11 protein-coding genes are annotated in these 13,768 nt (G+C 58.5%); 2 read left to right on the top strand and 9 right to left on the bottom strand.

Annotated elements, in window-relative coordinates; translation table 11 throughout:
- Complete coding sequence (locus ACIQJ2_RS06195; protein WP_400667875.1) at window positions 1-897, bottom strand: helix-turn-helix domain-containing protein; 897 nt, start codon at window positions 895-897, stop codon at window positions 1-3.
- A 95-nt stretch (window positions 898-992) separates the two neighbouring features.
- On the opposite strand from ACIQJ2_RS06195, the gene ACIQJ2_RS06190 reads away from it, so the two are divergent.
- Window positions 993-2,555, top strand: a complete 1,563-nt coding sequence (locus tag ACIQJ2_RS06190) for a 4-hydroxyphenylacetate 3-hydroxylase N-terminal domain-containing protein (protein ID WP_400667873.1) — start codon at window positions 993-995, stop codon at window positions 2,553-2,555.
- Window positions 2,556-2,565: 10 nt separating this feature from the next.
- Entirely contained in the window at window positions 2,566-3,078 is a 513-nt protein-coding gene (locus ACIQJ2_RS06185; RefSeq protein ID WP_184705558.1) for a flavin reductase, read from the top strand.
- A gap of 377 nt (window positions 3,079-3,455) precedes the next feature.
- Here the strand turns inward: ACIQJ2_RS06185 and ACIQJ2_RS06180 are convergent, their stop codons facing one another.
- The 8 genes from ACIQJ2_RS06180 to ACIQJ2_RS06145 form a co-directional block, all read right to left on the bottom strand.
- Window positions 3,456-4,709 carry a hypothetical protein gene (locus ACIQJ2_RS06180; RefSeq protein ID WP_400667871.1) on the bottom strand — a complete coding sequence of 418 codons (1,254 nt, stop codon included), beginning with the start codon at window positions 4,707-4,709 and terminating at the stop codon, window positions 3,456-3,458.
- A 4-nt stretch (window positions 4,710-4,713) separates the two neighbouring features.
- Window positions 4,714-5,433, bottom strand: a complete 720-nt coding sequence (locus tag ACIQJ2_RS06175; protein ID WP_400667869.1) for a lysozyme — start codon at window positions 5,431-5,433, stop codon at window positions 4,714-4,716.
- Between the two features lie 230 nt (window positions 5,434-5,663).
- On the bottom strand, window positions 5,664-6,365 hold the full coding sequence (locus ACIQJ2_RS06170) for an ABC transporter ATP-binding protein (protein ID WP_400667867.1): 702 nt from the start codon (window positions 6,363-6,365) through the stop codon (window positions 5,664-5,666).
- Window positions 6,362-8,077 carry an ATP-binding cassette domain-containing protein gene (locus ACIQJ2_RS06165; protein WP_400667865.1) on the bottom strand — a complete coding sequence of 572 codons (1,716 nt, stop codon included), beginning with the start codon at window positions 8,075-8,077 and terminating at the stop codon, window positions 6,362-6,364. The genes ACIQJ2_RS06170 and ACIQJ2_RS06165 overlap by 4 nt, the downstream gene beginning before the upstream one ends.
- The gene (locus tag ACIQJ2_RS06160; RefSeq protein ID WP_400667863.1) at window positions 8,064-8,933 is read right to left on the bottom strand and encodes a branched-chain amino acid ABC transporter permease; all 870 of its coding nucleotides are present in this window, start codon (window positions 8,931-8,933) and stop codon (window positions 8,064-8,066) included. The genes ACIQJ2_RS06165 and ACIQJ2_RS06160 overlap by 14 nt, the downstream gene beginning before the upstream one ends.
- 105 nt (window positions 8,934-9,038) lie before the next feature.
- On the bottom strand, window positions 9,039-10,220 hold the full coding sequence (locus tag ACIQJ2_RS06155; RefSeq protein WP_400667861.1) for an ABC transporter substrate-binding protein: 1,182 nt from the start codon (window positions 10,218-10,220) through the stop codon (window positions 9,039-9,041).
- Between the two features lie 52 nt (window positions 10,221-10,272).
- Window positions 10,273-11,934, bottom strand: a complete 1,662-nt coding sequence (locus tag ACIQJ2_RS06150; RefSeq protein WP_400667859.1) for an amidohydrolase — start codon at window positions 11,932-11,934, stop codon at window positions 10,273-10,275.
- A gap of 341 nt (window positions 11,935-12,275) precedes the next feature.
- The gene (locus ACIQJ2_RS06145; RefSeq protein WP_400667857.1) at window positions 12,276-13,754 is read right to left on the bottom strand and encodes an aldehyde dehydrogenase; all 1,479 of its coding nucleotides are present in this window, start codon (window positions 13,752-13,754) and stop codon (window positions 12,276-12,278) included.
- Window positions 13,755-13,768: the final 14 nt, after the last annotated feature.

The raw sequence follows: 13,768 nt of genomic DNA, 5'->3' as shown, positions 1-13,768 counted from the left end.
TTAGACATCGATATCACGGCCAATTGAGCTTCTCTCCAAGTTTCGCCGCCGCCAGGCTGCAGGCGCCTCTCCCATCCGCTTGCGGAAGAAGCGCGAAAAATAGGCCGGATCTTCGAAACCCACTTCCCGACCGACATCTTCGACAGAGCGTATTGTGAACATCAAAAGCCGCTTGGCTTCGAGCAAGCGCCGCTCGAGCAGCAGTTCCTTGATGGTAAGTCCGAAAACCTCTCGTGCAGCCTTGTCGAGCAGATGCGGCGTCGTAGCGAGCAGCTCGACATAGCGGCCGACCGGCCAGTCGCTTCGGTAGTGACGATCGATAGCGCTTCGCAACGCCAGGGCAAGAGCGACGGTCGGTGAAGCTTGCGGCAATGCCGCGCTGCCACCGAGCCTGGCCATCAGCGAGAGCACGACACCGATCAATCCCAGCATGACCTTTTCGCTTTGCCCGCCGCGCTCCCCATATTCGCCGCTCACCATCTCCAGAAGCGGGCCAAGCTTCTGCCAAGCCGGATCCTCGGGACGGCCCGTCAAAAAAGTTGGGGTTTCGAGGCCCAAATCCACCTGCGATGCGAGTGCCTTCAGCGTGTCGTCCGACACCGACACGACGATGGCGTCAGACTGGTCGTCGACTTCGAACCCGTGGATGATGTTGCTCGGCACGAAACTGATGGTGGGGGCGGAAAAATTCCAAGTTTCATCCTCGATACGATAGCGACCGCCGCCCTTAAACCAATAGGTGATCTGCCCCATCGACGGATGCTTATGCGACGCCACGTGCCCGAAATGCAGCGTTTTCCGGTCCATGACCGTCTCCACATGCAGGAACCCAACATCGAGTACGCGGCTTGGCTCGCCATAGACAAAGAAATTTGGAACTTCACTCTTCTGGGACATGCCGGAAAAAGTACCAGCGAATTGCCTCCTTTGTCCATGGCCGAGACCCCGGCGACGGCATAGCATCGGCCATGATCTCAAGGGAGGAATACGAGATGCGAGCTGAAGACTACCGCAGCGACAAGACCCGTCCTTTCACTGGCGCCGAATATCTGGAAAGCCTGCGCGACGGGCGCGAAGTCTATATCAATGGCGAGCGCATCGCCGACGTGACCACCCATCCCTCCATGCGCAACTCCGCCCGCTCGATTGCGCGGATGTATGACGCGCTGCACGACGAAAAATCTAAGGAGCGGCTGACGTCGCCGACCGACACTGGATCAGGTGGCTACACCCACAAATACTTCCGGGTAGCGAAATCCTCTGCTGAGCTTGTCGCCCAGCAGGGCGCCATCGCCGATTGGGCGCGCATGTCCTATGGCTGGATGGGGCGCACCGCCGACTACAAGGCAGCCCTCATGAACACGCTCGGCGCCAATGCCGATTGGTATGGGCCATTCAAGGACAATGCGCTTGCCTGGCACAAGCGCGCGCAGGAGTCCGTGCTCTTCATGAACCACGCGATCGTCAATCCGCCGATCGACCGTCATAAGCCTGCAGATGCCGTCAAGGATGTCTTCGTTCATATCACCAAGGAAACCGACGCCGGTATCTACGTGTCCGGTGCCAAGGTGGTCGCGACCTCTTCGGCGCTGACCCACTACAACTTCCTTGCCCAGAGTTCGGCGACCGTCACTGAAGATCCGTCGCTATCGGTCATGTTCATCGTTCCGATGAACGCTCCTGGGATCAAGATGTTCTGCCGGGTTTCCTATGAGCAGACCGCCAATACGGTGGGGCAACCCTTCGACTATCCGCTGTCGTCGCGCTTCGACGAAAACGACGCGATCCTGGTGCTCGACAATGTCTTCGTGCCCTGGGAAGACGTGCTTGTCTTGCGCGATGCGGCCAAGATCCTGTCCTTCCACCCGGCCTCCGGCTTCATGCATGGCTATTGCTTCCAGGGCTGCACGCGCTTCGCCGTAAAACTCGATTTCATCGCCGGACTACTGGCCAAGGCGCTGCGTGCCACTGGCGGCGACGCCTTCCGCGGCAATCAGGCGGCACTCGGCGAAGTCATCGCACTGCGCCACATGTTCTGGTCCTTCTCCAACGCCATGGCCTACAATCCGCAGCCCTGGGCGAATGGTGCAGTGCTGCCGAACATGGAAGCCGCACTTTCCTACCGCACCTTCATGTCCGAAGCCTATCCGCGCGTCATCGAAACGGTGCGCAAGGTCGTCGCCTCGGGCCTCATCTACCTACCCTCCTCCGCCAAGGATTTTGGCAATCCGGAGATCGATCGCTACCTCGCCCAATATGTGCGCGGGTCCAACGACATGGGCCATATCGAGCGCATCAAGATCATGAAACTTTTGTGGGATGCGACCGGCACCGAGTTCGGCGGGCGTCACGCTCTTTACGAGCTCAACTATGCCGGCGCGCCCGAGGAAGTCCGTCTGCAGGTTCTGAAAGGCGCCGAGCGTGGCGGCCGGCTGAAGGAAATGGAAGCCCTGGTCGACCGCTGCATGAGCGACTACGACGAAAACGGCTGGACCGGAGACACCTGGCTTCCACCGCTTGGGCAAACCTCCCCTATCCGCAACGCCGCCGAGTGAGGTCGTTGCTATGGAGGAGCAACTTTCGAAAACCGAATTTCGCAACGCGATGGCCCGGGTCTGCGCCCCGGTCAACGTGATCACCACCAACGGCCCTGCCGGCCGCGGCGGCTTTACCGCTACGGCCATGTGCAGCGTCACCGACGAGCCGCCAACGCTTTTGGTCTGCATGAACAGCCGCTCGACGCAGACCGCACTCTTCTTCGAAAACCGCCGCTTTTGCGTCAACGTCCTGACGCAGGAGCATAAGGAGCTGGCCGGCTACTTCGCCGGTCAACGCGCCGAGATGGAAGAACGTTATGCCGCGGCAGAATGGGTGGATTTCCGCTCCGGCAGCCAGGCGCTTTCCGACGCGATCGTTTCCTTTGATTGCCGTTTGACAGAAGCACGCCTCGTCGGCACGCATCACATCTTCATAGGCGAGGTGATGGATATCCGCAGCCGCAGGGATGGGCACGCCCTACTCTACTTCGACCGCAACTATGTCCATGTCCCGACCCAGGCCGGCAGCTTCGGCGGCTAAACACTGATATTGTAAGCTCGAGCTTATGCGAAAACGTTGCCCAGTAATCGTTCTACAGCGAAAGTCCGCTTTCTTTTCTTCGATGTGCAAAGCTGCTCAGGATCCCGCCTTAGAAGAAGCAGGCTCGATGAATAATCTGGTCTCGCCGATGTTTGATTGGGTTTCTTAGATGCCGTGCGATCATGCGCGACCAGCACCTCCATTGAACGCCAGCAAAGTTCGAACTTTGTCCACAAAAGCCAAGACGTCCCGTTTGGCCGTCGGGATGCTGAACATTCAGCACATCGGTCCTTCTGCCAAACGCCGTAGCTGACCAATCTCTGAGTTCGTAGCCAGGCGTCCGAATGAATATTTGCCGCGCTGACGAAATAGATCCCTCACTTTCCTGTCGAGTTGGCAAAATCTCGCAGCGAATACGCGTTACCGATCTTGACCGTGACCGCACATTTATCGGTACTCCAATCGCGCCATGTGTTTTCCCAGTTGTATCCTTGAAAAGAGTCTTTTTCATATAGCGACGCTCTATATGATTGTTTCTCGACATGAACCTTTGCGCCGTTTTGGAAGTCGACACCCTCCCTTGAATATTCAGCGTCTTTCGAGCACTCGGTATATTTTTTCTTGTTCCGACAGAAGGATTTATAATAAGACAAAGAAGAAGCTTGGTCCTTTGTTGACGAAAATGGATCTCCGCGCTCTCGAAGAGCTGACTGGAGTGATGAAAGCAGCTTCGGATAGTATTGCCCACATACGGCAACAACCTCTCTTGCATCTCCTTCCAGCTCCTTACCCTTTACAGTTTCTGTGGTGGTAGCTGATGCCGAAGCCTGTAAGGTGACCTCTCCAATTTCATTATCTTGATCCAAGATAAATCTAAGGGTATTGGGTTGATTAGCAACTCTAACCTGGTACTCGTAATACTGCCTCTTGGTATCCGTGAATACCAGAATCTTGCTTGGAAAATTTTGAACGAGATCCGCTTTCGTGCTGCTGATGTCGGGGCCGTCATAGGTCAATAGCAATTTTTTGAGTGTCTGCTCGTCAATATTTCCACCGCACTTTTCAAAGCCGGATCGTGCCAACTCGATACTCTCAGAAGCAGTGGGGTAATCCGGATCGTTACCAAATCTGATGCGGCGAAGCAGCGCTTCCAGATCTCGCCATTTTCCCTTCATCTTGGCAACGGCGCATCCGGCAAACTGGTCGGCCTCGCCTTCTTGCCTTCGCTTTTCGGTATTTACCTGACTCGTAAAGTGACGATTGAAAAGATGACCCAATTCATGTCCAAGTATCGCAACGACTTGCGTCTTATCATCACCGGTGACCTGCCGGACCCAAGTTGGATTAAAGATCAAATAATCGCCTTGAGGAATTTTATCGAGGCCATCCCGCGCATACCACGCACTTGCATTCCTCTCACTTGTGCATGGCACTACAGTCAGGCCGCCGCTTAGACCAATTGATTGAGCGACAGAATAAACTAAATTCTCTGCATCACTTCTGGTGATAGCCTTTGCATCCAGCTTGGCACGATCTTTCAGATAGACGACAACACAGCTTTTTGCGTCTGCTTTCGCCAGGCTTGGGGACAATATTGCTAGTAGCAAAACGAAAAAGAGAGCAACTCGCACTGGCTTACTCTCCAACGAGTATGTCGATAGGCTCACCCTCTTCCGGGGTGAGGTTCAGTGACTTGCACTGAGACACGTCAAATCGTCCCTTTATTAATTGAATACCACCAGAAAAAAGTTCTCTTTCGCAGGCCCGACGTTGGACGAGACCTGGCAGGACAACGCCATTCGCTTTCCGCCAACGGCCAAATTGTGCCGCTGCCGCTTCCAAATCTCCAGAATTTAGCAATACCAGCATCGTTGAAGTTGCAAACTTGGATTTTCCAACGTTGAAGACAAAAGCCGCGACCGCACTAAATTGGTTTTCATCGAGAGATACCGTGACGAGATCTTCAACTACGGAGCGAGCCGAGCGAGTGTCCTGTTCTAGAAGCTCTATACCTCCCTTCATGGTTAAGGGGGCTTTTTTGAAATCGGATTCGACGAGTTCACATTTCTTTAACGCGATCAGATGCCCAAAGCCAATTGTGCAATATCCTGCCGGATCGTCGTAATGTTTCGGCTCCCATCCTTCAAAATATTGAATTAAGGCCATTCCAAGTTCGTTGATGAGCTGCGGTACTTCTGAATTGGTAAGTCCCGCAGCCCGATCGAATTCCTCCAACAAGCTAGCTGCGGGTACCCTGTCACTCCTTGGCAGATCTGCTACCGCGATATTGAAAGTTACGAGAAATATTCCGACAGTTACTAAAAGCGACTTTGCAATGCATCTTAATATGGCCATGTAAATCCCCCTGTTATTGAGGCGAATGCTAACACAGCGGATGCAGATTACAACTATAACGCTACATTTCTTCAGCGGCGAACGCCTCAATCGGAGCGACTGATGTGACGGACTCGCGAGATTACATCACGTACGCCCTCGACTACTCCTCACTCGCCAAGACACACGCGGACCACTTGACAGCCTTCCTCGGTCGGAGGGAGCGCCAGACGTTGATGACGGAATGATTGTCAGGCCGCGGCATCGCCGAGATAAAGACGATGCAGATGCGCCGGATCGCCGGCGAGCGTCGAGCAATCGCCGTCATAGACGATTGCTCCGCGGCGCAGGACGTAAGCGCGATCGCCGATCGCAAGCGCAAGCGCCGCGAACTGCTCGACAAGAATAACCGCCATGCCGGAATCGGCCAGTTGCCTGACCGCTCGCATCAGGCGGCTGACGATGACAGGCGCAAGACCGGAGGACATTTCGTCGATCATGATCACCTTCGGCCGGGTCAGCAGCGAACGGGCGATGACGACCATCTGCTGCTCACCACCCGACAGCATGCCGGCCTTGATATCACGACGCTGACGCAGCTCCGGAAAGAGGCCGTAAGCCTCCTGGAGATCGGCGGCAGGATCGAGTGCGACTTTGAGATTTTCCTCGGTGGTCATTTCCGGAAAAACTGTTCGCCCCTGCTCGACGTGGCTTATGCCGGCGCGAGCACGCAAACCCGCGCGCAGCTTCAAAAGCTCGACTCCGTCCATCGTCACAGAGCCGGACGCAGCCGGGATAATGCCCGACAGGCTTTCGAGCAGCGTTGTCTTGCCCGCGCCGTTGGAACCGAGGAGCACGCTGATCTCGCCGCTGGACACGCTGAGATCCACGCCGCGAATGACGGGAATTCCGGACCGATTGACGACGAGGCCGTTAATGGAAAGTGCGGTCATTCGGCAGCCTCTTCGAGTTCGATGCCCATATAGGCCTTCTGGACGATCGGCAGGGCGAGCACGGTTTGCGGGGCGCCGTTGGCGATCACGCGCCCGAAATCGAACACCGTGATCGCCGAGCAGGCCCGCCGTACGAGATCCATGTCGTGCTCGATCAGAAGCACGGCACTGCCGAAGGTCTCGGGGATAGCTGCAATGCGCTCACCCAGCTTGACCGCGTCAGCATAGGACTGGCCAGCCGCAGGTTCGTCCAGGAGGATTACGGGCGGGCGCGAAGCGACCACGCCTGCCACATCGAGAAGACGCCGTGTCCCTGCGTCGATCGAGGAGATCGGCGTGTCGGCAGGCGGGCAATCGAACCATTGCAGAATGGCGGAAAGTTCGTCATCTCTGATGGCGCCTGCGGCGAGCCGCACATAGCCGCCGACGCTGAGTTCAGGTGCGATACGAGTCGTCTGCCAGGTCCGGTGAATACCCAACCGGGCGCGACTGGTGGCCGAGAGACCTTCCAGCGGCTTGCCATTCAGCTTCACCGAGCCGTCATAGCGGGCCAAAAAGCCGGCGATCGCGTCGACCATGGTCGACTTGCCGGCGCCGTTCGGCCCGACAAGGCCGACGACGGTTCGCGCAGGCACTTTGAGGTTGACCTTGTCGAGTGCCACGACCGCACCATAGCGGACGGTGAGATCGCTGACCTCGAGCGCCAGTCCCGGTTCATGGGCAGCGCTTGGCGGCAGGCGGCCAGCCTTCTGATGGATGGAAGCTTCCCGGCGGCGGGGCATTAGCTTGCGCCCGAGCCGCATCCAAGTCTCGCTAATCGTTTCGCCGGAGGAGAGCGCATGCACGGCACCGATGGCAAAGAAGACATTCCCGACATCCTGCGGCAGATTGAGCCTGCGCAGTAGTTCCGGAAACAACGTGATCAGGATGCCGCCGATGACGGCGCCGAGCGTAAAATGCGCACCAACCATGGTCGCGACGGCAAAGAGCGCCAGCGATTGCATCATCGAGAAGTTTTCGGACACCAGCGTTCCGAGATAGCCGGCAAGCAGCCCGCCCGACACGCCGGAGATGAAGGCGCTGATGGCGAAGGCGCTTAGCTTTGCGCGCGGTATCGAAACGCCATGCGCCGCCGCCGCACGCTCCGAATGTCGCACTGCAAGCCAGGAAGCACCAAGCCGCGAGCGGCTGACGAATTCGAGACTGACAGCGATCACCCCATAGACGATCAGCACGAAGATAAAGAAGCCATAATCACTCTCGAAAAGCGATGGGCGCACGACCTGGGTGAAGGTGGTCTGCCCCGGAAAAGTGATCGTCGCCAACACCGTATCGAACGCTGCCGCGAAGCCGAGAGTAACGATCGCAAGGTTGATGCCGCGCAGGCGCAGCGCCGGTAGGCCGATAGCGATGCCGACCGGCACTGCGGCAAGACCGCCGACGATCATCCAGACGACAAGGCCGCCGGGTGCTTCAATGACGTTCAGGTATCCCGTCACCCAGGCGCCGACACCGGCAAAAGACATCTGGCAGAGCGAGATCATGCCGGTGCGGCCGGCGACGAGGCCGAGGCTTTGCAAGGCGATGCCGGTGATAAAGACTGCGGTCAGCAGGAATACCCAGTACTTCGGCAACAACAGAAGAATGAGGGCGCCGACTGCGGCAAGCGATAGAGCCGTGACGACGGCGGCGCGGAAACTAGCGTGCTTCATCCCAACGGGCTCCTCTTTGCGACCACAGGAGGACGGCAAGAATGACGATGAATGGAACGGTGCTGCGATACTGGCTGACGAGATCGATGGTGCTGACGGCACCCTCCAGAATACCGATCGTCAGTCCACCCAGAAGAGCGGCGCGGAAGCTGGCGAATGCACCGATCAACGCGGCGGCCAAAGCCGGCACGACGAGGAGACTCAGCGACGAAAAATCGGGAGAGCGCAGCGGTGCGATGATCATCAGCGCGAAGGAGGTCACGCCGCCGGTCACGGCCCAGACTCCAAGCGCCAGCAATCTTACCCGAATGCCGATCAGCTCGGCTGCCATCGGCCGCTGCGACAGGGCACGCAATTGCAGCCCTATCCGTGTGCGCGCCAAAAACTGCTCCGTCACCAAGGTAAAGACCACGGAGAGAAGCAGTGTCGTGACAGCCGCCCAGGTGACTTCGACGCCGGCTAAACGAAAGGCCGATCCGGGGATCAACTCGGGAAAATAGTGGGGATGCTGGCCGCCGGTCAGCCGCAAGCCGATGGCGATGATGCCGACCAAAAGCGCGGCCGTGACCGCCGCCTTGGTCGAGGCGTTGACGTTGGCAAACCAGGTCGTCATCACGAGCCCTATCAGGATGCCCGCGAAGGCGCCGGCGACGATGCCCAATAGCGCTGCCGGGATCAGCGGAACGCCGGCCTCGTGTAGCGCGACCATGATGAAGGTACCCGTGGCGCCGATCGCGGCACCGGTAAAATTCACCACGGCCACCAGGCGATAGGTGAATATCGCGCAAACGCCGAGAATGGCATAGGCACCGCCTGCGGAAAGACCAGCCACGGCGGCTGTAAAAAGAGCGTTCATTCAGAGACTCCGGAAGCGGGCACACCGCCTCACCAGATCAGATCCTTGTCAGGGCTCATCACCCGGCCTTGTCTTGATGTCGACAAGGCCGGGCGTTCAGCCTTCTTACTTGGCCTTGGCCAACGTATACCAATCCGGCGTTTTGACCGTCCACTTGCCATCGACAAGCTGCATGACCTTGGTCGCCTTCATGGGCGAATGCGCCCTGGCTTCGCCAAAGACGTAGGGGCTGCCGGCGAGCGAATACTGCATTTCCTTGCCTGCCTTCAGCGCCGAAGTGACGGATTCGCGGGTGACGTCACCGTCGATGCCCGAGATCGTGTCGATCATCACCTTGGCGGCGAGATAGCCACCCTGCGAAAACGCTGTTTTTGCAAGGCCAGCCTTCTCCATGGTCTTGGCCCAATCGGCATTGGCAGCGGTATCTTCAGTATAGGGCTCCCATTCAGTGCCGACGTAGACGGGTTGCTTGCTATCGGCCAGCGCCTTGGCAACGCCCTCGGTATAGCCGGGCGCCAGGAACAGCCAGTTGATGCCCGAGATCTTCTGCGCATCCGCAGTCTTCACCCATTGCACCACGCCCGGCTCGACCTGATTGGTGAGCACGGCATCGCAGCCGGCATCGCGCGCCTTGATGACGTAAGGCGTGAGGTCACCCTGCGGCGGCAGGGTCATGTCAACGAGACCGACCTTGTTGCCGGTCAGCTTCTGCCAGGCGGCAACTGCGTTGCCATAGGCTTCCTGCGTACCGCCGAGGATCAGGAAGAAGGCGCAGACCTTCTTTGCTCCAAGGTTCTTTGTCGCATAGTCAAGCATGACCGTGGTCAGCGTGAAGGGGCCGACATTGACAGGCGAAATGCTCGGCGCATTGAAGCAGAGCGGGTCGACGCCCACGCCCTGAACCGCGAGCACATCGTTGCGATTGTAGGTGCCGGCATTGACCGCGCAGTCGAGCAAGCTTGCGCCACCGGCCAGAGCCACGACACCCTTGTTGTCGATCAAGTCACGCGCCGCCTGGGCTGCCACTTGCGGGTCGCCCTTATCGTCGGCAAGCGAATAATCGATCTTGCAGCCATTGATGCCGCCCGCATCGTTCAGTTGCTCGAAAACAGCCTTGGTGGCCTTCGGCGCGTCGGAAAAATCGACGACGCCGGTGACGGTCGAGACGGCGCCGATCTTGATCGGCCCTTCCTTGCAGGTCGGTCCCGCCGCAAAGGCAGACGACCCGGTAAAGGCCAAGCCGGCAACCGCCAGGCCAATGGCCGCGAGTGTGGATGTCAATTTCATTCTCTTCCCTTCCCTCCTTGTAATTTGCGGCGTTTCCTCTTCGCCGCACCAGCTAGCGCTGGTAGACGGGCTCACCCGCGAAATATGTGGTCAGCACCTTGGTGTCGGCGATTTGATCGGCCGGCACGTCGAAGACATTCTGGTCAAGCACGATGATGTCGGCGGATTTGCCGGTGGCAAGCGAGCCGGTTTCCTTGTCCAGCCGCATCGCCTTTGCCGAATTGAGCGTGTAGATCTCGATTGCCGACGCAAGGTCGATCGCCTGCTCGGCCCACAGAGAAATACCAGGAAAGGCGCCGGATGGGTTCTGGCGCGTCACCATGCCTTCAATCCCGTTCCAGGGATCGGGGATCGGGATGACGGGCCAATCGGAACCGCCCGCCAGCAACGCGCCGGTCGCTTTCATGCTGGCGATCGGCCAGAAGCGGGTTGCCCGCTCTTCACCCATGACTTCCTTGTGACCTTCCAGGAAAGTGGTCGGATACCAGATCATCGGGCACAGATCGGCAACGACGCCGAGCGTGACGAAACGGCCGATATCCTCCTCCCGGAGGTAACTCGCATGGGCGATGTGATGCTTGATATCGGTCGGACCGTTGAAATGTCTGACTGCCTCGACCGCATCGAGCATCTCGGTGACGGAATAGTCGCCGGCGCAGTGGATCTTCAATCCCATGCCGAGCTTTTCGGACTTGTCGATATGGCGAACGAGATCGGGATAGCTCACCAGCACTTCGCCACGATAGCCATGGGGATGCGCGGCGTCTGCGACATAAGCGTCGTGGAATGCGGCAGTGCGCGCGCCCGGAACGCCATCGAGGAAGATTTTGGTGAAGTTCGGCTTGACATGCTCGGTGCGATATTCGTCCCGAAGCGCCAGCAGCGCGTCACCCGAAAGGCCGAACATGAAGCTCGGCTCGATGAGCGGCAGCGACGTAACCGCCCATGCGGTCAGCTTGCCCTTTACATCCAGATTCTTGAGGGCTTTGAGGATCGGCAATACCGACGCCGCATCCTGGAAGGCAGTCACGCCGTAGGAGTTGACGACCTCGATGGCGCGGGCCACGGCAGCCTCGCCCATTTCCTCGGTGAAGGCCTCGGCAGCCGTCCGCTCGACAATGCCCGCAGCGGATTCGACCAGCAGACCGGTTAGACGGCCAGTGACCGGATCGCGGCCAAAGGAGCCCTGCGGCGGGTCGGGCTGATTGTCGGAAATGCCAGCAAGCCGCATCGCCTCGCTGTTGACCCAGCGGTTGTGCATGGTTTCGTCGCGCAGAAGGACGGGATGCCCCAGCCCCGCTTCATCCAGCTTCTTGAGGGCGGCTTCGCTGTTGATCGCCGTAATCATGTCGGCGCCCCACTGATTGGCGACGATCCATTGTCCGTGCGGCACAATCTCAGCCTGCTTGCGCACATGGGCGCAGATCGCCTCGACAGAAGCGCCGGCCGGGATCTGGGTTTCGAACAGCTCGGCCTGGCCACCCATCATGATGTGATTGTGAACATCGATGAAACCCGGCATGGCCATCTTGCCGACGAGATCGACGACCTGTGTTTCCGGTCCCTTCAGCGCTTCGATTTCAGCACTGTCGCCGACCGCCAGAATGCGGCCGTCCTTGATGGCGAGAGCCTCGACCCAAGGCTGGCTCGGCTCAACAGTATAGATTCGTCCATTGATAAGAATGAGGTCGGCAAAGCCGAGCAAAGCAGTCATGTTCAGTTCCCACTTAGATTCATTATTTGAACCATTTATTCAAATATTGAGAGTGATGCAGGGCTCGGCATTTGTCAATATAGTTCACACGTTAAATATATTGATGTGTGTACCACCAGCGCGAGCAGGGCCCGAATTTCAGGCACGACATATCGATCGCTCGCGAAAGATTTGCTCGCGAGACGGCTCGACCGGCGCGTTTTCGCGCCGGGCTTTTACCGGGGATTGGAGCGCTTCCAGGAGAAGCACGCAGCGGCTTTCCGTCTGGAATGCTCGGAGAAACAAGGATGGGGCTTTGTCGCGTTTCAATGGAACATGAAAAGCGAAAGCGCCCTATCGTGTCAGAGCTGGATCCAGGCGGTTTTCAGGTCGACATATTTGTCGAGCGCGTGCAGCGATTTGTCATGGCCATTGCCCGATTGCTTGACGCCACCCAACGGCACGCTGTTGTCGGCACCGCCATAGGTATTGACATGCACGACGCCCGCCTGGATCCCGCGAACCATGCGATGGGCACGCGACAAGTTCGACGTCCAGACGGCAGAAGCGAGGCCATATTCGGTGGCATTGGCAATCTGCAAGGCTTCCGCCTCGGTCTCGAACGGAATGATCGACAGAATCGGTCCGAAGACCTCTTCGCGTGCCAAGGTCATCGACGGCGTGACGTCAAACACGGCTGGCCGCATGTAGTAACCGCCGGTTTCCTCAAGAATGCGCGAACCACCGGTGCGCAAGGAGGCGCCTTCGGATAGAGCTTGCCCGACATAGCCGAGATCTTTCTTCAGCTGTACCTCGCTGGAGATCGCGCCGGCTTCCGTTGCCAAATGCAGGGGATCACCGACCTTCATGGCATCGGCAATGCGAGCGACCTTTTCGGAAAAGGCCTCATGGATCGATTTTTCGACGAGCAGGCGGGAGCCTGCGACGCAAACCTGGCCCGAGTTGCGGAAGATGCCGTAGGCAGAGACCTTCGCAGCTTGATCCAGATCCGGCGCATCGGCAAAGACGACGTTTGGAGACTTGCCACCAAGCTCGAGATAGACGCGCTTCAGGTTCGAACGCGCTGAATATTCCAGAAGTCGGCGCCCGACCGGACCGGAGCCGGTAAAGGCAAGGACATCCACCCCCATGTGCAGGCCGAGCGCCTCGCCGCTGACCGCGCCGCGGCCGGTGATGACATTGAAAACTCCCTCGGGCAATCCCGCTTCCGCGCAAAGCTCTGCAAGCCGCAGCAGCGTCAGCGACGCGCCTTCGGCCGGCTTCAGCACGACGGAATTGCCGGCGGCAAGCGCCGGCGCAATCTTCCAGGCGCCGATCATCATCGGAAAATTCCACGGCACGATGGCCGCAACCACGCCAATGGGTTCGCGGTGGACGAGGCCGAGGATATTGTGCGCGGTCGGCGCGATTTCGCCGTAGACCTTGTCGATCGCCTCGGCATAATAGCGGAAAGTACCGGCGGCACTGCCCGGCTCCGCCTTCAGGGCCATCGAAATTTCCGTGCCGTTGTCGCGCACGCCGAGCACGGCAAGCTCCAGCGCATTCTTCTCGATCAGGTCGGCGATCTTCAGCAGTACTTTTTTGCGTTCGGCGGGAGCGGCTTTCGCCCAGCTGCCCTTTTCGAAGGCGTGGCGCGCAGCCTTGACGGCCAGATCGACATCTTCCGCACCCGCATCGGCGATTGTGGTCAACCTGGTGCCGTCGATCGGCGAAATCACGTCCATGACAGCACCGCCAACCGCCGGCCGCCATGCGCCGCCGATGAACAGCGATTGCGGGGAAACGGACGCTGTCCGAAGCTGATCGATCTTATCCTGCATCTCATTCTCTCGAT

Source organism: Rhizobium sp. NPDC092011 (genome assembly GCF_044756305.1).
In the GTDB taxonomy this organism is placed as follows: Bacteria; Pseudomonadota; Alphaproteobacteria; order Rhizobiales; family Rhizobiaceae; genus Rhizobium.
The sequence above is the reverse complement of the archived record's forward strand: the minus strand, read 5'-3'. Positions and strand labels throughout refer to the sequence as shown.